16 protein-coding genes are annotated in these 19,320 nt (G+C 51.9%); 11 read left to right on the forward strand and 5 right to left on the reverse strand.

From position 1 onward, the window contains the following. Positions 1 to 103 precede the first annotated feature (103 nt). The 9 genes from puuA to sapF all read left to right on the forward strand — a co-directional run bounded on the left by puuA (position 104) and on the right by sapF (position 9,185). Positions 104 to 1,522, forward strand: coding sequence for a glutamate-putrescine ligase (gene puuA, locus FEK42_RS04930; protein WP_130216076.1), 1,419 nt, complete (start codon positions 104 to 106; stop codon positions 1,520 to 1,522). A gap of 148 nt (positions 1,523 to 1,670) precedes the next feature. Continuing rightward, entirely contained in the window at positions 1,671 to 1,835 is a 165-nt protein-coding gene (locus FEK42_RS04935; RefSeq protein ID WP_135492424.1) for a hypothetical protein, read from the forward strand. Then, a complete protein-coding gene (gene puuP, locus FEK42_RS04940; protein WP_135492395.1) occupies positions 1,825 to 3,210 on the forward strand; it encodes a putrescine/proton symporter PuuP in 1,386 nt (461 codons plus the stop codon). Before FEK42_RS04935 ends, puuP begins: the two co-directional genes overlap by 11 nt. 134 nt (positions 3,211 to 3,344) lie before the next feature. Then, positions 3,345 to 3,590: a YmjA family protein gene (locus FEK42_RS04945; RefSeq protein ID WP_130208809.1), complete on the forward strand. Its 246-nt coding sequence runs from the start codon at positions 3,345 to 3,347 to the stop codon at positions 3,588 to 3,590. A 312-nt stretch (positions 3,591 to 3,902) separates the two neighbouring features. After that, positions 3,903 to 5,546, forward strand: coding sequence for an ABC transporter substrate-binding protein SapA (gene sapA / locus FEK42_RS04950; protein WP_130208811.1), 1,644 nt, complete (start codon positions 3,903 to 3,905; stop codon positions 5,544 to 5,546). After that, entirely contained in the window at positions 5,543 to 6,508 is a 966-nt protein-coding gene (gene sapB, locus FEK42_RS04955; RefSeq protein ID WP_064527260.1) for a putrescine export ABC transporter permease SapB, read from the forward strand. The genes sapA and sapB overlap by 4 nt, the downstream gene beginning before the upstream one ends. Beyond that, positions 6,495 to 7,385: a peptide ABC transporter permease SapC gene (gene sapC, locus FEK42_RS04960; protein ID WP_130208813.1), complete on the forward strand. Its 891-nt coding sequence runs from the start codon at positions 6,495 to 6,497 to the stop codon at positions 7,383 to 7,385. The genes sapB and sapC overlap by 14 nt, the downstream gene beginning before the upstream one ends. Then, positions 7,385 to 8,377 (forward strand): peptide ABC transporter ATP-binding protein SapD, encoded by a 993-nt coding sequence (gene sapD, locus FEK42_RS04965; protein ID WP_130258932.1) that lies wholly within the window; start codon positions 7,385 to 7,387, stop codon positions 8,375 to 8,377. The genes sapC and sapD overlap by 1 nt, the downstream gene beginning before the upstream one ends. A 1-nt stretch (position 8,378) precedes the next feature. Further along, entirely contained in the window at positions 8,379 to 9,185 is an 807-nt protein-coding gene (sapF, locus tag FEK42_RS04970) for a peptide ABC transporter ATP-binding protein SapF (protein WP_000573415.1), read from the forward strand. A gap of 52 nt (positions 9,186 to 9,237) precedes the next feature. On the opposite strand, the gene FEK42_RS04975 is transcribed toward sapF, so the two are convergent. The 5 genes from FEK42_RS04975 to FEK42_RS04995 all read right to left on the reverse strand — a co-directional run bounded on the left by FEK42_RS04975 (position 9,238) and on the right by FEK42_RS04995 (position 16,730). Continuing rightward, complete coding sequence (locus FEK42_RS04975; protein ID WP_135492393.1) at positions 9,238 to 10,401, reverse strand: multidrug effflux MFS transporter; 1,164 nt, start codon at positions 10,399 to 10,401, stop codon at positions 9,238 to 9,240. A gap of 8 nt (positions 10,402 to 10,409) precedes the next feature. After that, entirely contained in the window at positions 10,410 to 11,783 is a 1,374-nt protein-coding gene (locus FEK42_RS04980) for a TolC family protein (protein ID WP_135492391.1), read from the reverse strand. Positions 11,784 to 11,786: 3 nt separating this feature from the next. Beyond that, positions 11,787 to 14,894: an efflux RND transporter permease subunit gene (locus tag FEK42_RS04985; RefSeq protein WP_167852518.1), complete on the reverse strand. Its 3,108-nt coding sequence runs from the start codon at positions 14,892 to 14,894 to the stop codon at positions 11,787 to 11,789. Then, the gene (locus FEK42_RS04990) at positions 14,894 to 16,015 is read right to left on the reverse strand and encodes an efflux RND transporter periplasmic adaptor subunit (RefSeq protein ID WP_135409886.1); all 1,122 of its coding nucleotides are present in this window, start codon (positions 16,013 to 16,015) and stop codon (positions 14,894 to 14,896) included. The genes FEK42_RS04985 and FEK42_RS04990 overlap by 1 nt, the downstream gene beginning before the upstream one ends. Before the next feature lie 151 nt (positions 16,016 to 16,166). Then, the gene (locus FEK42_RS04995; RefSeq protein ID WP_130208821.1) at positions 16,167 to 16,730 is read right to left on the reverse strand and encodes a TetR/AcrR family transcriptional regulator; all 564 of its coding nucleotides are present in this window, start codon (positions 16,728 to 16,730) and stop codon (positions 16,167 to 16,169) included. A 514-nt stretch (positions 16,731 to 17,244) separates the two neighbouring features. On the opposite strand from FEK42_RS04995, the gene fabI reads away from it, so the two are divergent. After that, positions 17,245 to 18,033 carry an enoyl-ACP reductase FabI gene (fabI, locus tag FEK42_RS05005; RefSeq protein ID WP_000506490.1) on the forward strand — a complete coding sequence of 263 codons (789 nt, stop codon included), beginning with the start codon at positions 17,245 to 17,247 and terminating at the stop codon, positions 18,031 to 18,033. A 143-nt stretch (positions 18,034 to 18,176) separates the two neighbouring features. Further along, on the forward strand, positions 18,177 to 19,304 hold the full coding sequence (locus FEK42_RS05010; RefSeq protein WP_135492389.1) for a CMD domain-containing protein: 1,128 nt from the start codon (positions 18,177 to 18,179) through the stop codon (positions 19,302 to 19,304). Positions 19,305 to 19,320 lie beyond the last annotated feature (16 nt).

Consider the following 19,320-nt stretch of genomic DNA (forward strand, 5'->3'; position numbering starts at 1 on the left):
ATTTAACATTTGACAAACATTTAGTTTGCATACAGATTCGAATGGTGGTCATTATATTTTACGCTTTGCTAACGAGCGGAAAACAAACCAAAGGCGAAGAATCATGGAAACCAATATCGTTGAAGTAGAGAACTTTGTTCAGCAGTCAGAAGAGAGGCGGGGTAGCGCCTTTACGCAGGAAGTGAAACGCTACCTGGAGCGCTACCCGAATACACAATATGTTGATGTTTTACTTACTGATTTGAATGGTTGTTTCCGTGGGAAACGCATTCCTGTTTCAAGTCTGAAGAAGCTGGAGAAAGGGTGTTATTTCCCGGCCTCGGTGTTTGCAATGGATATTCTGGGCAATGTAGTAGAAGAAGCGGGCCTGGGTCAGGAAATGGGTGAACCAGATCGTACTTGTGTGCCAATACTCGGTACCTTAACCCCTTCTGCCGCCGATCCAGAGTTTATCGGTCAGATACTCCTGACCATGGTCGATGAAGATGGCGCTCCCTTTGACGTTGAGCCGCGGAACGTACTTAACCGCCTGTGGCAGCAGCTACGCCAGCGCGGATTGTTCCCGGTTGTAGCGGTAGAGCTGGAGTTCTATTTACTGGATCGCCAGCGCGACGCTGAAGGGTATCTGCAACCGCCCTGCGCGCCCGGCACCGATGACCGCAATACACAAAGTCAGGTTTACTCGGTTGATAACCTCAACCACTTCGCCGATGTGCTCAATGATATTGATGAACTGGCGCAGTTACAGTTAATTCCCGCCGACGGTGCGGTCGCCGAAGCCTCGCCAGGCCAGTTTGAAATCAACCTTTACCATACCGATAACGTGCTGGAAGCCTGCGATGATGCGCTGGCGCTAAAACGCCTGGTGCGCCTGATGGCAGAAAAGCATAAGATGCACGCCACTTTTATGGCGAAGCCGTATGAAGAGCACGCGGGCAGCGGGATGCATATCCATATCAGTATGCAAAATAATCGTGGCGAGAACGTGCTTTCTGACGCAGAAGGCGAAGATTCGCCGCTGCTGAAAAAGATGCTCGCCGGGATGATCGACCTGATGCCGTCATCAATGGCGCTGCTGGCGCCGAACGTGAATTCCTATCGCCGCTTCCAGCCAGGCATGTATGTGCCAACGCAGGCGTCGTGGGGCCATAACAACCGCACCGTCGCCCTGCGTATTCCGTGCGGCGATCGTCATAACCACCGCGTGGAATATCGCGTGGCAGGTGCCGATGCCAACCCATATCTGGTGATGGCCGCGATTTTTGCCGGTATTTTGCATGGCCTTGATAACGAACTGCCGTTGCAGGAAGAAGTAGAAGGCAACGGGCTGGAGCAGGAAGGCTTACCCTTCCCGATTCGCCAGAGCGATGCCCTGTGGGAGTTTATCGAGAACGATCATTTGCGCCGCTATTTAGGCGAGCGTTTTTGCCATGTGTATCACGCCTGTAAAAATGATGAGTTGTTGCAGTTTGAGCGCCTCATCACAGAAACAGAAATTGAGTGGATGTTGAAAAACGCATAGTACCCCTTGCGGGGTTGTTTCATCGGCCTGAGCGGAGCCAGGCCTGACATTTGCTGGTAATCCAGACATTTCCCGGATGTCGCGTTATGGAGCGCAGGCGGCAACGGGCTTCCGTTAACGATTAAGACTGTGACGAGGAAATGAGATGATGCCGATGATTAAATTCCCGCATGGCGAGGGAGGCTGCGTGTGCGCCCTCCCTGCGACTGACTGGACTCCGCCCCCTTTGCTTCCCTTGCTAAACAGGTTTGATTTCAGGTCGACACGACCGCAAACCTTATTACGCAGGGGAGGCAACAATTATGGCTATTAATTCACCACTGAATATTGCTGCGCAACCCGGCAAAACTAAACTGCGCAAGTCGCTGAAGTTGTGGCAGGTGGTGATGATGGGGCTTGCCTATCTCACGCCAATGACCGTGTTCGATACGTTTGGCATCGTTTCCGGTATTAGCAACGGTCACGTTCCGGCATCTTATTTGCTGGCGCTGGCAGGCGTGCTGTTTACCGCTATCAGCTACGGCAAACTGGTTCGCCAGTTCCCGGAGGCAGGTTCGGCCTATACCTACGCGCAAAAGTCGATTAACCCGCACGTCGGTTTTATGGTCGGCTGGTCATCGCTGCTGGATTATCTCTTTTTGCCGATGATCAACGTCTTGTTGGCGAAGATCTATCTCTCCGCCCTCTTCCCGGAAGTGCCACCGTGGGTGTGGGTGGTGACGTTCGTCGCCATCTTAACTGCCGCGAACCTGAAGAGCGTCAACCTGGTGGCTAACTTCAATACCCTGTTTGTGCTGGTGCAAATCTCCATCATGGTGGTGTTTATCTTCCTGGTGGTTCAGGGACTGCATAAAGGTGAAGGCGTTGGCACCGTCTGGTCACTTCAGCCGTTTATCAGCGAGAACGCGCACTTGATCCCGATTATTACCGGGGCGACGATTGTCTGTTTCTCGTTCCTCGGTTTCGATGCGGTGACCACGCTTTCGGAAGAGACGCCGGACGCCGCACGCGTGATCCCGAAAGCCATCTTCCTGACGGCGGTCTACGGTGGCGTTATCTTTATTGCGGCGTCGTTCTTTATGCAGCTGTTCTTCCCCGATATCAGCCGCTTTAAAGACCCGGATGCCGCGCTGCCGGAAATTGCGCTGTACGTCGGCGGCAAGCTGTTCCAGTCGATTTTCCTCTGCACCACGTTTGTGAACACGTTAGCGTCTGGCCTGGCTTCACATGCCAGCGTGTCGCGTCTGCTGTATGTGATGGGGCGTGACAATGTGTTTCCGGAGCGCGTGTTTGGCTATGTGCATCCGAAATGGCGGACTCCGGCGCTGAACGTCATTATGGTCGGGATTGTCGCGATGTCGGCGCTGTTCTTCGATTTAGTTACCGCCACAGCGTTAATTAACTTCGGCGCGTTGGTAGCGTTTACCTTCGTTAACCTGTCGGTGTTCAACCACTTCTGGCGGCGCAAAGGAATGAATAAAAGCTGGAAGGAACACTTCCACTACTTACTGATGCCGCTGGTTGGCGCGCTGACGGTGGGTGTCCTGTGGGTTAACCTCGAAGCCACCTCGCTGACGTTAGGGCTGGTATGGGCTTCGTTAGGCGGCGCATATTTGTGGTATCTGATCCGCCGCTATCGCAAAGTGCCGTTGTATGATGGTGACAGATCGCCGGTGAGCGAAACGTAATATCCAGGATACACGGCGCATTATCCTGCCTGAGGGTAATGCGCCGCGCCATTAACTATAAAAAGATGTATGACCCGGATCACGAGTGCTATCATCCGCCCTTATGCTTAGCGCATTAACTCCAGGGGCAAACAATGAACCACGATATCCCATTAAAATATTTCGATATTGCCGATGAATACGCAACTGAATGCGCAGAACCTGTCGCAGACGCAGAACGCACACCGCTGGCCCATTACTTCCAGTTACTACTCACCCGTTTGATGAACAATGAAGAGATCAGCGAAGAAGCCCAGCATGACATGGCCGCTGAAGCGGGGATTAATCCCGCGCGCATTGATGAAATCGCAGAGTTTTTGAATCAATGGGGTAATGAATAATTATTTAATTGCAGACGCTCGGTCAGTATCGTTGCCCGGATAAATCGTTCACGGCGCATCCGGCTATAAATGACACGCACCGCAGCCCGCTTTAATGGGTTTCTCACGATCGTCCCGCTCTGCTCTTCGCTAAGTTGTTCTGTGAGTTATAGTTATAGAGAAATCACGGGTACGAATGTTGAACAGATGGCGACGCTACCTGTTCAACGACCAACCACACGGCCCTCATTACGACCCCTGAACACAAACGGTAATGGCAAATGTCATTAAATATTAGTAAGATAGCCTCTTTACATAAAATCCCTTAATATTATGCGCCAGGTATTATCGTCTCTTTTGGTGATTGCTGGACTTGTGAGTGGTCAGGCAATAGCCGCGCCTGAATCCCCCCCGCATGCCGATATCCGCGACAGCGGTTTTGTCTATTGCGTCAGCGGGCAAGTCAACACCTTTAACCCATCCAAAGCGAGCAGTGGGTTAATTGTCGATACCCTTGCCGCCCAGTTTTATGATCGACTGCTGGATGTCGATCCGTATACCTATCGCCTGATGCCAGAACTTGCCGAAAGCTGGGAAGTGCTCGACAACGGCGCAACCTATCGCTTCCACCTGCGTCGCGATGTCCCGTTTCAAAAAACCGCCTGGTTTACTCCCACTCGCAAAATGAATGCCGATGATGTGGTGTTTACCTTCCAACGGATTTTTGACCGCAATAATCCGTGGCATAACGTCAACGGCAGTAACTTCCCCTATTTCGACAGTCTGCAATTTGCCGATAACGTTAAAAGTGTCCGCAAGCTGGATAATCACACCGTTGAGTTCCGTCTCGCCCAGCCGGATGCATCCTTCTTATGGCACCTGGCGACCCACTATGCGTCGGTAATGTCTGCCGAATACGCCCAGAAATTAGAGAAAGAAGATCGCCAGGAACAACTCGACCGTCAGCCGGTCGGTACCGGGCCGTATCAATTGTCGGAATACCGCGCTGGGCAATATATTCGCTTACAACGTCACGATGAGTTCTGGCGTGGCAAACCGTTGATGCCGCAGGTGGTGGTGGATTTAGGCTCCGGCGGCACCGGACGATTGTCGAAACTCCTGACCGGTGAATGTGACGTTCTGGCCTGGCCTGCCGCCAGCCAGTTATCCATTTTGCGCGACGACCCGCGTTTGCGTTTAACGCTACGCCCGGGGATGAACGTCGCCTATCTGGCGTTTAACACCGCCAAACCGCCGCTAAATAATCCGGCTGTCCGCCATGCGCTGGCGTTGGCTATCAATAACCAGCGCCTGATGCAATCCATCTATTATGGTACGGCTGAAACTGCGGCCTCTATTTTACCGCGCGCCTCGTGGGCTTATGACAACGAGGCTAAAATTACTGAATACAACCCAGCGAAATCGCGCGAACAACTGAAAGCGTTGGGGCTGGAAAACTTAACGCTGAAACTGTGGGTACCGACACGATCGCAGGCATGGAACCCCAGTCCGCTGAAAACTGCCGAACTGATTCAGGCGGATATGGCGCAGGTTGGCGTGAAAGTGGTGATTGTGCCGGTAGAAGGTCGTTTTCAGGAGGCGCGGTTGATGGATATGAGCCATGATCTGACGTTATCTGGTTGGGCGACGGACAGTAACGACCCGGACAGTTTCTTCCGTCCGTTACTGAGCTGCGCGGCTATTCACTCGCAAACCAACCTTGCCCACTGGTGCGATCCGAAATTCGACAGCGTGTTGCGTAATGCCCTCTCCTCGCAGCAACTGGCGGCGCGTATTGAAGCTTATGATGAAGCGCAAAGCATTCTGGCGCAGGAACTGCCCATTCTGCCGCTGGCCTCATCACTGCGCTTGCAGGCCTACCGTTACGATATTAAAGGTCTGGTACTGAGCCCGTTCGGTAACGCCTCCTTCGCGGGGGTGTATCGCGAGAAGCAAGAAGAGGTGAAAAAACCATGATTATCTTCACCTTACGTCGTATTTTGTTATTAATCGTCACCTTATTCCTGCTGACCTTTGTTGGCTTCAGTTTGAGCTATTTCACGCCACACGCGCCGTTACAAGGCGCGTCACTGTGGAATGCCTGGGTGTTCTGGTTTAATGGACTGATCCACTGGGATTTTGGTGTTTCCAGCATTAACGGCCAGCCTATTGCCGAACAGTTAAAAGAAGTCTTTCCGGCAACGATGGAGTTGTGCATCCTCGCCTTCGGTTTTGCGCTGATTGTCGGGATCCCGGTGGGCATGATTGCCGGGATTACACGCCATAAATGGCAGGATAACTTGATCAACGCCATCGCCTTGCTGGGCTTTTCCATCCCGGTGTTCTGGCTGGCGCTTCTGTTGACGCTGTTTTGTTCACTCACGCTAGGTTGGCTGCCCGTTTCAGGGCGTTTCGATCTGCTCTATGAAGTGAAACCGATTACCGGCTTTGCGTTAATTGATGCCTGGCTTTCGGACTCACCGTGGCGGGACGAAATGATCATGAGCGCACTTCGCCATATGGTATTGCCCGTGATAACCCTGTCAGTTGCGCCAACAACTGAAGTGATCCGATTGATGCGTATCAGCACCATCGAAGTCTATGACCAAAACTATGTGAAAGCGGCGGCGACTCGCGGTTTGTCGCGCTTTACTATTTTGCGTCGCCACGTGCTGCATAACGCGTTACCTCCGGTTATTCCTCGCCTGGGCTTGCAGTTTTCCACCATGCTGACGCTGGCGATGATCACCGAAATGGTTTTTAGCTGGCCGGGTTTAGGGCGCTGGTTAATTAACGCCATCCGCCAGCAGGATTACGCAGCCATTTCCGCCGGAGTGATGGTGTGTGGTTCATTGGTCATTATTATTAACGTGATATCTGATATTTTGGGTGCCATGGCTAACCCTCTGAAACATAAGGAATGGTATGCCTTACGATAGCGTATACAGCGAGAAGCGCCCGCCGGGCACGCTGCGTACTGCCTGGCGCAAATTCTATGGAGACGCCGCTGCGATGGTCGGCCTGTACGGCTGCGCGGGGCTGGCGGTGCTGTGTATTTTTGGTAGCTGGTTTGCGCCTTACGGCATCGACCAGCAATTTCTTGGTTATCAATTGTTGCCGCCGTCATGGTCACGCTATGGCGAAGTCTCGTTCTTCCTTGGGACCGACGACCTGGGACGCGACGTTTTAAGCCGTTTATTGAGTGGCGCAGCACCTACCGTGGGGGGCGCATTTGTGGTGACGCTCGCCGCGACGATTTGTGGTCTGGTACTTGGCACCTTCGCCGGTGCAACGCACGGTCTGCGGTCAGCGGTGCTAAACCATATTCTGGATACTTTGCTGGCGATTCCGTCCCTGCTGTTGGCGATCATCGTAGTAGCATTTGCCGGACCGAGTTTATCGCACGCCATGTTTGCCGTCTGGTTGGCACTGCTGCCGCGTATGGTACGTTCGATTTACAGCATGGTTCATGACGAACTGGAAAAAGAGTACGTTATCGCCGCCCGTCTGGATGGCGCAACGACGCTGAATATTCTCTGGTTTGCGGTGATGCCTAACATCACCGCCGGACTGGTCACCGAGATCACTCGCGCATTGTCGATGGCAATTCTCGATATCGCCGCGCTGGGCTTTCTTGACCTCGGCGCACAACTGCCCTCGCCTGAATGGGGCGCGATGCTTGGTGACGCGCTGGAACTGATTTATGTCGCCCCGTGGACCGTAATGCTGCCAGGTGCGGCAATTATGATTAGCGTGTTGTTGGTTAACCTCCTTGGCGATGGCGTTCGTCGTGCGATTATTGCGGGGGTGGAATAATGCCATTATTGGATATTCGTAACCTGACTATTGAATTTAAAACCGGTGATGAATGGGTTAAAGCCGTCGACCGCGTGAGTATGACCTTAACCGAAGGTGAAATTCGCGGTCTTGTTGGCGAATCCGGCTCCGGCAAAAGTTTGATTGCGAAAGCGATTTGTGGGGTGAATAAAGATAACTGGCGTGTTACCGCTGACCGAATGCGTTTTGATGATATCGATTTGCTGCGTCTCTCCGCACGCGAACGGCGCAAACTGGTTGGACACAACGTGTCGATGATTTTCCAGGAACCGCAATCGTGTCTTGATCCATCGGAACGTGTGGGTCGCCAGTTGATGCAGAACATCCCGGCCTGGACCTACAAAGGCCGTTGGTGGCAGCGTTTTGGCTGGCGCAAACGTCGCGCCATTGAGTTGCTACACCGCGTGGGGATTAAAGATCATAAAGATGCGATGCGCAGTTTCCCGTACGAGTTGACCGAAGGTGAATGCCAGAAAGTGATGATTGCCATCGCACTGGCGAATCAACCGCGTCTACTGATTGCCGACGAACCGACCAACTCGATGGAGCCAACAACGCAGGCGCAAATTTTCCGCCTGTTGACGCGTCTCAACCAAAACAGCAACACCACCATTTTGCTTATCAGTCATGACTTACAAATGCTTAGCCAATGGGCGGATAAAATCAACGTGCTTTATTGTGGCCAGACAGTGGAATCCGCGCCAAGTAAGGAGCTGGTGACAATGCCGCATCATCCTTACACCCAGGCACTAATCCGTGCAATACCGGACTTTGGCAGTGCGATGCCGCATAAAAGCCGCCTCAATACCCTGCCGGGCGCAATCCCGCTGCTGGAACAATTACCGATTGGTTGTCGTCTGGGGCCACGTTGCCCTTATGCACAACGAGAATGCATTGTGACGCCACGTTTGATGGGGGCGAAAAATCATCTCTATGCCTGTCATTTCCCGCTGAACATGGAGAAAGAGTGAGATGATAGAAACTCTGCTCGAAGTGCGTAATTTAAGCAAAACGTTCCGCTACAGGACCGGTTGGTTTCGCCGTCAGACAGTCGAAGCGGTAAAACCATTGAGCTTTACGCTGCGTGAACGCCAGACACTGGCGATTATTGGTGAGAACGGTTCCGGTAAATCGACGCTGGCAAAGATGCTGGCAGGAATGATTGAGCCAACCAGCGGCGAGTTATTGATTGACGATCATCCGCTGCATTTTGGCGATTATTCCTTCCGCAGTCAGCGTATTCGTATGATTTTTCAGGATCCTTCGACATCGTTGAATCCCCGTCAACGTATCTCGCAAATCCTGGATTTTCCACTGCGTTTGAACACAGACCTGGAACCAGAACAGCGCCGCAAACAGATTATTGAAACAATGCGTATGGTCGGACTGCTGCCGGATCACGTCAGTTACTATCCGCATATGTTGGCCCCTGGGCAAAAACAGCGTCTTGGTCTGGCGCGCGCGCTGATATTGCGCCCAAAAGTGATTATTGCCGATGAAGCCCTCGCCTCGCTGGATATGTCGATGCGTTCGCAGTTGATTAATCTGATGCTGGAATTACAGGAAAAACAGGGCATTTCGTATATTTATGTTACCCAGCATATCGGAATGATGAAGCACATCAGCGACCAGGTTTTGGTGATGCATCAGGGCGAGGTTGTCGAACGCGGTAGCACCGCGGATGTGTTGGCATCGCCGCTGCACGAACTCACCAAACGGCTAATTTCCGGCCACTTTGGCGAAGCATTGACGGCGGATGCGTGGCGTAAAGATCGTTAGTATTCGGTACCTCATTCTGACAGGGGAAATCCCCGTCAGAATGAGGTATTCATTACTTTTGATTGTCGATTCTGGTGAGAGCAACCAGCAATGCCAGCGTATAACACACCATAATTGCCAGGCTCATTTTTAACAGCGTTTCCCCACCAAGCCCCGACAATGGCGCGGCTATACCGCCGAAGACAAACATGCTCATCCCCATCAACGCAGACGCCGTTCCAGATTCCTGCGTCCCTACTGCACTCATAGCCTCTGCCCCGCCAACAGTGCCGATGCCGCTACAAAATGCGATGGTGAAAAATAATGCCACCAGTGCCGGAATGGGTAACTGCAACCATGCGCATAAGACCGTGAGCAATGCACACAAAATTGCCGCTATCAGACCACCTCTCAGCAATATAATCGCGTTAACTCGTCGCGCCAGGCGCGAGAAGATCCATGAAGCGATGATAAGTCCGATGCCGTTAAGGCCAAACACCAGGCTAAATTGCATTGGACTAAAGCCAAATTCTTTCTGCAACACGAACGACGAAGAGCCGATGTACGCAAACAAGCCTGCCAGCATAAAACTTTGAATCAGGCAAAAGCGCATAAAACGGCGGTTCTGCACCACGCTTCGTCCGGTTAATAGCAATGATGAGCCCCTTTTATTTTCTGGCAAGGTCTCATTAATAAATAACAGGCAGCCCAGCAACAGTACGGTGCTAATTTCAGCCATTACCCAGAATAAAGTGCGCCAGTCAAAAGTGCTAACAATGTACCCGCCCAGCACTGGCGACAACACCGGTGCCAGGCCATTCACCGTCATTAACAGCGCAAAGAACTGGGTCAGCGTTACTCCCTGATATTTGTCACGAGCAATAGAACGAGAGAGCACCGAACCACCTGCCCCCGCGATCCCTTGAATAAAACGCCAGACCACCAGCCAGTAAATATTGTTCGTTGTCGCGCACAAAATGGAAGAAACAATAAACAATAGCAACGACAAGATTAACGGGCGTTTACGCCCTATTTTGTCGCTCAGAGGGCCAAATAACAGTTGTCCGACGCCAAGACCGATCAGTGATGCGGTCAGCGTTAATTGCGTTATGGTCGTGGTTGCCGCCAGTTGCTCAGACATCTCCGGCAATGCCGGCAAATAAAGATCGGTACACATCGGGCCGATACCGGCTAAAAGACCAAGAATCAACGCCCATGAAAGAGAGACTCTAGCCATACTATTCCTTACTTGAGTGATGACATGCCGCCGCCCAGCGACTGCCAGATCGTGATCCGGTTCGTAAAATCAGTCAGTTGCAATGCCAGCAGCTCCTGCTGTGCGCTCCACAAGCTGCGCTGTGCCGTCAACACGGTCAGGTAATCACCAACACCCGCCTGATAGCGACGCAGGCCAACATCGACCGTTTGTTGTTCAGCTTTAACATACTGGCGCTGTGCATCCAGTTGCTCTTCAAGCGTGGTCCGCCGTGCCAGTGCGTTAGCGACATCTTTAAACGCGCTCTGAACGGTTTTCTCATAGGTGGCAATGAGTCCACGCTTTTGTGCTTCTGCGTAACGAAGCTGCGCCAGATTACTACCGCCGGTGAACAGCGGTAATGTGACCGATGGCGCAAATGACCAGATCTGCATTCCGTGGCTGAACAGCGATGACAATGCGTCACTGCCAACACCAGCGCTGGCAGTCAGCGAAATCGTCGGGAAAAAGTTAGCCCGCGCGGCGCCAATATCGGCATTGGCGCTCTTCAGATTATGTTCCGCTTCCTGGATATCCGGGCGACGCAGCAGAACGTCAGATGACACTCCCGCAGGAACCAGGCTTATCATCTGTTCCGGCAGGCTTTCCAGTGTTCCCGGTAGCAGATTTTCCGCAAGCGTTGTACCGGCCAGTAAGTTCAGAGCATTTTTATCCTGCATCACTTGTGTCTGATAGCTGGCAACGCTGGCGCGCGCTTGCTGATAAACACTCATCGCCTCACTGACATCTGTCGCTGCCGCTGTGCCAACCTGTTGCTGGCGCTGGATAATTTTCAATGAGTTTTCTGCACTGGCCATCGTTTCTTTTGCCAGGGCCAGATTGCTGTTATCAGCCGCCAGGGTCAGCCAGGCGGTGCTGATTTCAGCAATCAGCGTTAAACGAGTGTTCTGGGCTGTAAATTCACTGGCAAGCCAGGTTTCCCGCGCCGCCCGAGATAAACTCTGATTACGACCAAACAGATCTAACGTAAAACTGGACACCGTGCCGTCAGCCTCGGCAGTGGTTCCCGTACCATTCGTCAGCGAACGACTGCGGGTCGAACTTAAGGCCGCATTCACCGTCGGGAATAACGACGCATTAGTTTGCCCATAGAGCGCCCGTGCGGAGTCAATATCAGCTATCGCTTTTTGCACATCGCGGTTACTGTTCAGAGCAATGGTCACCACCTGCTGCAATCGGGGATCGTGGATCACCTGCTGCCAGTCATGGCTGATTGCCTTTCCCTGGCCCTGTGCTCCCGGCAAGGTCGCCGGGATTGGGGATTCAGGCGTGCTGTAGTGAGGATCGAGCGAGACACATCCCGCACTCAACAGCACCAGAAAAATAAGAGAACGACGCAACATAACTTACTCCTGACGGCGCGGTTTACCGGCAAACAAACGTTTCACCAGTACAAAAAACAGAGGAACAAAGAAAATAGCCAGCAACGTAGCGGTCAGCGTACCGCCAATAATGCCCGTACCAATGGCGATACGGCTGTTCGCACCTGCGCCGGTCGCCATCGCCAGCGGCATTACCCCCGCAATAAACGCCAGCGAGGTCATGATGATTGGGCGTAAACGAGTCTGCGCCGCGCGTAATGCCGCCCGACTCAGGGAATGGCCCTCAGCAACTGCCGCTTCAGCAAATTCAACAATCAGAATGGCGTTTTTCGACGACAAGCCGATAGTGGTTAATAGCGCCACCTGGAAGTAAACATCGTTGTTTAAATCACGCATCCAGGCCGCCAGCGCCGCGCCAAGAAGCCCCAGTGGGATCACCAGAATGACCGAGAACGGAACTGACCAGCTTTCGTACAGGGCTGCAAGACAGAGGAAAACCACCAGAATAGAGACTGCGTACAGACTTAATGCCTGACCACTGGCCAGTTTCTCCTGCAATGACAAACCACTCCAGGCCCAGGTCGTTCCCGCAGGAAGACTGTTTGCCAGTTCCTCCATTTTTGTCATTGCATCGCCGGAACTAAAGCCAGTCGCGTTTTCGCCCTGAATTTCATAAGCCGCAGAACCGTTGTAGCGAACCAGTTTTTCCGGGCCATAGATCCAACGTGTAGTGGCAAAAGCAGAGAACGGCGTCATGGCGTTATCGCTACCGCGCACAAACCATTTCCCTAAATCTGACGGCGCGGAACGAAATTCACTGTCGCCCTGAATGTAGACTTTCTTCACACGACCACGGTCAATAAAGTCATTCACATAAGTACCGCCCCACGCGCTGGCCAGCGTGTTGGTGACATCGCTTAAGCTCAACCCCAGCGATACGGCTTTATTGTTATCGATATCTACCTGCAATTGCGGCATTTGCGGCAGGTCATTGGCGCGCACAGAAATCAATTCAGGGCTTTGATTAGCCTGTTCAATCAACTGATTACGCATTTTAAGTAAGGTTTCACGGTCAGTCGCACCACTTGCCATTAATTCAAACGTAAAGCCATTGCTTTGCCCCAGTCCGTCAACGGCTGGCGGCGTCATGGCAAATACCGTGGCATCACGAATTGTGCCCAACTCTTTGGTTGCCCGTAAGGCGATAGCCTGGGCGGTATTTTCTGCCCCTTTACGTTGTGACCAGTTTTTCAACGAGACAAACGCCATCCCGGTATTCTGTCCGCTGCCGCTAAAACTGAAACCATCAACGGTAAAGATGACATCTGTATTTGCTTTTTCGTTTACCAGGAACCAGTCAACAATCTGGCGATTCACTTCTGCTGTACGAGCCGCGGTCGCCCCAGCTGGCAGCGTGTACTGCACCATGATTTCGCCCTGGTCTTCAGTGGGTAAGAAACTGCCCGGCAGTTTCCACATCATCAGGGCCATTCCGCCACCCAGCACGGCATAAACACCCATCGTTCGGGCAGCACGGCGCAGGACATAAATTACGCCTCGCTGATATTTATCTTCAGTACGGCGGTAAAAGCGGTTAAATGCGCCGAAAAAGCCTTTTTTATGCGGTGGAACATGCTGAAGGACGGAACCGCACAGCGCGGGAGTCAAGGTCAATGCCACCACCACGGAAAGCAGCATTGCGGAGATAATGGTTATCGAAAACTGACGATAAATTACTCCCGTAGATCCCCCAAAGAAGGCCATCGGCAGGAATACGGCTGACAACACCAGCGCAATAGCAATCAGTGCGCCAGAAATCTCGCCCATTGATTTTTCCGTGGCTTCACGCGCGGGCAACCCTTCGTCACGCATAATGCGTTCGACGTTCTCCACCACCACAATGGCATCGTCCACCAACAAGCCGATCGCCAGCACCATCGCAAACAACGTCAGGGTATTAATCGAATAACCAAACAACGCAAGAACGCCGAATGTGCCCAGCAAAACAACGGGGACAGCTAACGCCGGAATCAGCGTGGCGCGCAGGTTTTGCAGGAATAAATACATCACGCAAACCACCAGTACGATGGCTTCAAACAGCGTCTGAATTACGTCCTCTACGGAGATTTTAATAAATTCAGTGCTGTCTTTCGGGTATGCGACGGCGTACCCCTGCGGCATATTGCGCTGGAATTCGGCAATCTTATCCTTGACCAGCGTCGCCGTATTCAGCGCATTCGCACCGGGCGAAAGCATTACAGCAACCCCGGCAGACGGGTGACCGTTAAGTTTGCCGATCGCGGTATAATCTTCACTGCCCATCTCAACGCGAGCCACATCTTTTATGCGAACAACTGCGCCGTCTGACTGGCTTTTCACGATAATATTTTTGAACTGATCCACCGTCTGCAAACGAGACTGCGCACGTACTGTCGCCGTCAGTTGCTGAGTATTCGGTGAAGGCAATGCCCCAATTTTCCCGGCAGTAACCTGCACGTTTTGCGCTTCGATAGCACTTTGCACGTCTGAAGGCATCAGCGAGTAAGACGCCAGTTTGGCCGGGTCAAGCCAGATGCGCATAGCATATTCTGCGCCAAAGACTTGCAGACTCCCCACACCTTCAACGCGCGCCAGCGGGTCCTGAACGTTACTGACCAACCAGTCGGCGATATCCGAACTGGAGGCTTTGTCAGTGGTGTCATACACGGCAGCAATCAGCAAAAAGTTGCTTTGTGATTTTTCCACTGTGACGCCCGTTTGCTGCACTTCACTCGGTAAGCGTGACTCAGCCTGCTGAATTTTATTCTGCACCTGAACCTGTGCAGTGTCGGGATCGGTACCTTGTTCAAAGGTCACATTAATACTGACCGAACCATCAGAGCTGCTGGTTGAGCTAAAATAGAGCAAATTATCCAGCCCGGTGAGTTGCTGTTCGATAACCTGGGTCACGCTGTTCTCCAGCGTTTCGGCTGAAGCACCGGTATAAGTGGCTGAAATTTTTATGGTCGGCGGCGCAACGTCAGGATATTGCGCGACGGGTAATGTGCGAATGGCCAGAATACCCGCCAACATAATCAAAATGGCGATAACCCAGGCAAAGACCGGACGGCGAACAAAAAAGCGCGAAAACATCAGGCGTTGCCTCCATTAGCCTGAACTTCAACAGCCTTGACGGTCTGCCCTGAAGTTACTTTGGCGGAACCTTCAACAATCAGTCGGTCGCCGTCATGCAGGCCGTTCAGCACCAGCCATTTATCACCATACGTTTCTCCCGTTTCGAGCGTTCGCTGCTCTACTTTATTGTCTTTATTCACCACCAGCGCAGTTGCATTGCCTTTAGCATCGCGCGTGACGCCCTGTTGAGGCGCGAGAATAGCGTCTTCCATCACGCCTTCATCGACACGAGCGCGAACAAACATGCCTGGTAATAACTGTTGTTGTGGATTGGGGAAAATCGCCCGTAATGTCACCGAGCCGGTAGACTCATCCACAGCGACTTCGGTGAGTTCCAGACGCCCTTTTTCGCTGTAGGTTGTGCCATCTTCCAGAATAAGTGAGACGCTCATGGTGTCACTGTTGGTCGCCAGTGACTGTTTGCGCAGACGTAATAAATCGACACTGGAGCGAGTGAGGTCGACATACATTGTATCCAGACCACGAATGGTCGTTAACGCCGTATCCTGCGACGCGGTCACCAGTGCGCCAGGGGTCACCGACGAAATGCCAATACGCCCCGAAATCGGCGCGGTTACCGTGGTCCAGTCAAGATTAATGCGCGCGGTTTCCAGTGCGGCTTTTTTCGCTTCAACACTGGCTTTATCTTGTGCGCAGGTAGACTGAGCATCATCAGCATCCTGTTGTGAGACACCGTTATCTTTCACCAGTCGGGCATAACGCTGCGCTTTCTGGCAATCGGCTTTTACCAGTGCCTGTGCCTGTTGTAATGCTGCCCGGGCTTCATTCCATGCCGCCCGATAACTGGCCGCATCAATTTGGTACAGTGGTTGTCCGGCCTTAACCAAATCGCCTTCAGTAAATAGGCGTTTCTGGATAATTCCCCCAACCTGCGGACGTACTTCAGCACTGAGTGCCGCACTGGTGCGCCCGGTTAATTCACTGACTACCGAAACCGGTTGAGATTTGAGCGTAACAACGCCCACTTCAGTTTCCGACGGGGATGAATTGTTATTTTGCGTATTATCACAACCAGATAAGAGTAGCATTGCCACTACAGACGTTGCCATATACTTCATTATTTTCTCCAGGGTGAACAATACCCTCCTCATTAAAATTAATGAGGATATGCCAAGGATATTCAGATATAACGAACCCGCATCGCGAAATGAATTTCGCAATGAAATAAGGGGGATTAATATCCCCCACTATCGGTTAATTCTTTTCTTATTAATTTATCAACATACTAACAATGTCCTGATATATTTTTTGCAGACGTTGGGGATCGCTTTTTTGCGGTGTCAAGCGACGATAAACCGTACCTTCCATCATGGTGGCAAGCACTTCAACGCAGCAACGAATGTGCTCATCGCTAAGATGGGGATGCATTCTTTTCATATGTGCACAACCGTTAGCGAACATTCTGGCGTCAGCTTCCTCGAGCATCGCCATCACCCGTGGGTTGCGTGTGGCTTCTGCAGCCACTTCCAGCATCAACGCGTCGTCGTCCTCATTTAAGGATTTCCGCAAAGCAAGAACTTCCGGGAAGTGATCGGTACGCGCGTCAATGTCCATCTGGGCAATACGAAAGTCGATGATACGGCGAACCATCTCTTCAATAATGGCGTCTTTATTGGCGAAGTAACGATATATCTGACCCACGCTAAGCTGAGCTTCGCTGGCAATTTGCGACATACTGGCGGCGTGAAAACCGCAGCGACGAAAACACCGACGGGCGGCGTTGATGATTTCATCCTGACGCTGTTTGTGACGTATCTCCAGCTTGCTGGTCATTTCTGTCTCCTGTCCTTCCACTTAGTGAGAACGATCATTCTCATTTTTGCCAATTATACATTTCTCCAAAGTGAGGGAAAGTATTTTTATCTTATTCATGGTGTATATTCTGATAATGAAGAGATTGTGGAGATTCTGTGAAGATAGTTGACAATATTAATTTGGGGGCTATTTGTCAGAGATAAGACAGCGACTGATTGGCGCCAGAGTATTAATCGCCGATGACACAACAAACGCCGGACCTGATAAATCCGCGTCTGTTTTATCATCAAACTTACCGGAAGTAATACGAATAGTTTTAAAGCCAGACGCTATAAGATATTTCCACAACCTGCCCCTTGCAGGCGTCGCAAAATGCTCTGGACTGCTGATTCTCTCCGGTACAGAAAGCGCAACTATAGCCACCCACAGCCAGGTTGATTATAATAACCGTTTATCTGTTCGTACTGTTTACTAAAACGACGAATCGCCTGATTTTCAGGCACAACAAGCATCAACAATAAGGATTAAAGCTATGGGTTTTCTTTCCGGTAAGCGCATTCTGGTAACCGGTGTTGCCAGCAAACTGTCCATCGCCTACGGTATCGCTCAGGCGATGCACCGCGAAGGAGCTGAACTGGCATTCACCTACCAGAACGACAAACTGAAAGGCCGCGTAGAAGAATTTGCCGCTCAATTAGGTTCTGACATCGTTCTGCAGTGCGATGTTGCCGAAGATGCCAGCATCGACACCATGTTCGCTGAACTGGGTAAAGTTTGGCCGAAATTTGACGGTTTCGTACACTCTATTGGTTTTGCACCTGGCGATCAGCTGGATGGCGACTATGTTAACGCCGTAACTCGTGAAGGCTTCAAAATTGCCCACGACATTAGCTCCTACAGCTTCGTTGCAATGGCAAAAGCTTGCCGCTCCATGCTGAATCCGGGCTCTGCTCTGCTGACCCTTTCCTATCTGGGCGCTGAGCGCGCTATCCCGAACTACAACGTTATGGGTCTGGCAAAAGCGTCTCTGGAAGCTAACGTGCGCTATATGGCCAACGCAATGGGGCCGGAAGGTGTGCGTGTTAACGCCATTTCCGCAGGTCCGATCCGTACGCTGGCCGCTTCCGGCATCAAAGACTTCCGTAAAATGCTGGCGCACTGCGAAGCCGTTACGCCGATTCGTCGTACCGTTACCATCGAAGATGTGGGTAACTCCGCAGCGTTCCTGTGCTCCGATCTCTCTGCCGGTATCTCCGGTGAAGTGGTCCACGTTGACGGCGGTTTCAGCATCGCTGCAATGAACGAACTGGAACTGAAATAATCGTTCTGTTGGTCAAGATGGGCGGCGTTCTGCCGCCCGTTTTCTCTGTTATACCTTTCTGATATTTGTTATCGCCGATCCGTCTTTCTCCCCTTCCCGCCTTGCGTCAGGATAACGATTTCCGTTATGACCAAGGAGCGCCCATGGAACAACGCCACAGTTCAGGAAAAAGCCATTGGTATCATGAAATCCAATCCAGCACTTCAGAGCATAACGTTCTGCCACTTGTACCCGAAGCCGCAAAGGTCAACGACCCTTTTTTGCTCGACGTGATTCTTGAGGAACAAACGCTGGCCCCCTTTCAGTCATGGCTGGCACCCGCACGTGCACTCGCTGGAACATTGTTCCCGGATCAGCTGGCCGTGACCCGCTTGCAGACATTCACCGCTTATGAACGCCTGTCGACTGCCCTGACTGTTGCTCAGGTCTGCGGCGTCCAGCGGTTGTGCAACTACTATTCCGCGCGCCTGACACCACTTCCCGGACCGGATTCCTCCAGGGAAAGTAATCATCGGCTGGCGCAAATCACACAATATGCCCGCCAACTGGCCTTCTCTCCATCTATTATCGACGGTCGATCCCGTGAGCATCTTAAAGATGTCGGCCTTACCGCCTGGGACTGTGTGTTCATTACCCAAATTATTGGCTTTGTCGGTTTTCAGGCGCGAGTGATTGCCTCATTGCAGGCTTATCTTGAGCAACCAGTTCGTTGGCTACCCGGTCTGGAGATGCAAAACTACGCCGATGCATCACTGTTTGCGAATGAATCAACTCGCTGGCGTACCTGCTACGCCGTAGAAAAATCATGTGAAGATGCGGTGAATAGTTCGTCGGTTGAACTCAGCCAACTGACCGAAATACTCAATCTTCACCCAGCTCTACTTTCACGCCTTGAGGAGCTATTCGCCAGCACATTGGTTAGCGCCAAAACCAACCATCAACTTGCGACGTTGTTAACCGCGCGGATTAATGGCAGTGCCGCTTGCTTCGCTAGCCAAACATATTCAACAGCAGAATATAAAGAAGCAATCCTCATTCTACGTCAGGGCGAAAATGAAATTAATCGGTGGGCTGATAGCCATTGTGTTGAGCGCGCTACCGTTCAGGCGATACAATGGCTGACCCGAGCACCCGATCGCTTTAGCGCCGCCCAGTTCAGCCCATTACTCGAACACGAAATATCATCAACACAGGTTATTAATTTGTTGGTATGGAGCGGGCTTTGTGGCTGGATCAATCGCTTAAAAATCGCGTTGGGTGAAACATATTAACCTTGCTGCGTCAGAC

Origin of the sequence: Escherichia sp. E2748, assembly GCF_005781125.1 — a bacterium.
Lineage (GTDB): Bacteria > Pseudomonadota > Gammaproteobacteria > Enterobacterales > Enterobacteriaceae > Escherichia.

Excerpts from the sequence above, each read along its gene's own strand:
- puuA (WP_130216076.1), top strand. The coding sequence starts at position 104 with ATGGAAACCAATATCGTTGAAGTAGAGAACTTTGTTCAGCAGTCAGAA.
- FEK42_RS04935 (WP_135492424.1), top strand. The coding sequence starts at position 1,671 with ATGCCGATGATTAAATTCCCGCATGGCGAGGGAGGCTGCGTGTGCGCC.
- puuP (WP_135492395.1), top strand. The coding sequence starts at position 1,825 with ATGGCTATTAATTCACCACTGAATATTGCTGCGCAACCCGGCAAAACT.
- FEK42_RS04945 (WP_130208809.1), top strand. The coding sequence starts at position 3,345 with ATGAACCACGATATCCCATTAAAATATTTCGATATTGCCGATGAATAC.
- sapA (WP_130208811.1), top strand. The coding sequence starts at position 3,903 with ATGCGCCAGGTATTATCGTCTCTTTTGGTGATTGCTGGACTTGTGAGT.
- sapB (WP_064527260.1), top strand. The coding sequence starts at position 5,543 with ATGATTATCTTCACCTTACGTCGTATTTTGTTATTAATCGTCACCTTA.
- sapC (WP_130208813.1), top strand. The coding sequence starts at position 6,495 with ATGCCTTACGATAGCGTATACAGCGAGAAGCGCCCGCCGGGCACGCTG.
- sapD (WP_130258932.1), top strand. The coding sequence starts at position 7,385 with ATGCCATTATTGGATATTCGTAACCTGACTATTGAATTTAAAACCGGT.
- sapF (WP_000573415.1), top strand. The coding sequence starts at position 8,379 with ATGATAGAAACTCTGCTCGAAGTGCGTAATTTAAGCAAAACGTTCCGC.
- FEK42_RS04975 (WP_135492393.1), bottom strand. The coding sequence starts at position 10,401 with ATGGCTAGAGTCTCTCTTTCATGGGCGTTGATTCTTGGTCTTTTAGCC.
- FEK42_RS04980 (WP_135492391.1), bottom strand. The coding sequence starts at position 11,783 with ATGTTGCGTCGTTCTCTTATTTTTCTGGTGCTGTTGAGTGCGGGATGT.
- FEK42_RS04985 (WP_167852518.1), bottom strand. The coding sequence starts at position 14,894 with ATGTTTTCGCGCTTTTTTGTTCGCCGTCCGGTCTTTGCCTGGGTTATC.
- FEK42_RS04990 (WP_135409886.1), bottom strand. The coding sequence starts at position 16,015 with ATGAAGTATATGGCAACGTCTGTAGTGGCAATGCTACTCTTATCTGGT.
- FEK42_RS04995 (WP_130208821.1), bottom strand. The coding sequence starts at position 16,730 with ATGACCAGCAAGCTGGAGATACGTCACAAACAGCGTCAGGATGAAATC.
- fabI (WP_000506490.1), top strand. The coding sequence starts at position 17,245 with ATGGGTTTTCTTTCCGGTAAGCGCATTCTGGTAACCGGTGTTGCCAGC.
- FEK42_RS05010 (WP_135492389.1), top strand. The coding sequence starts at position 18,177 with ATGGAACAACGCCACAGTTCAGGAAAAAGCCATTGGTATCATGAAATC.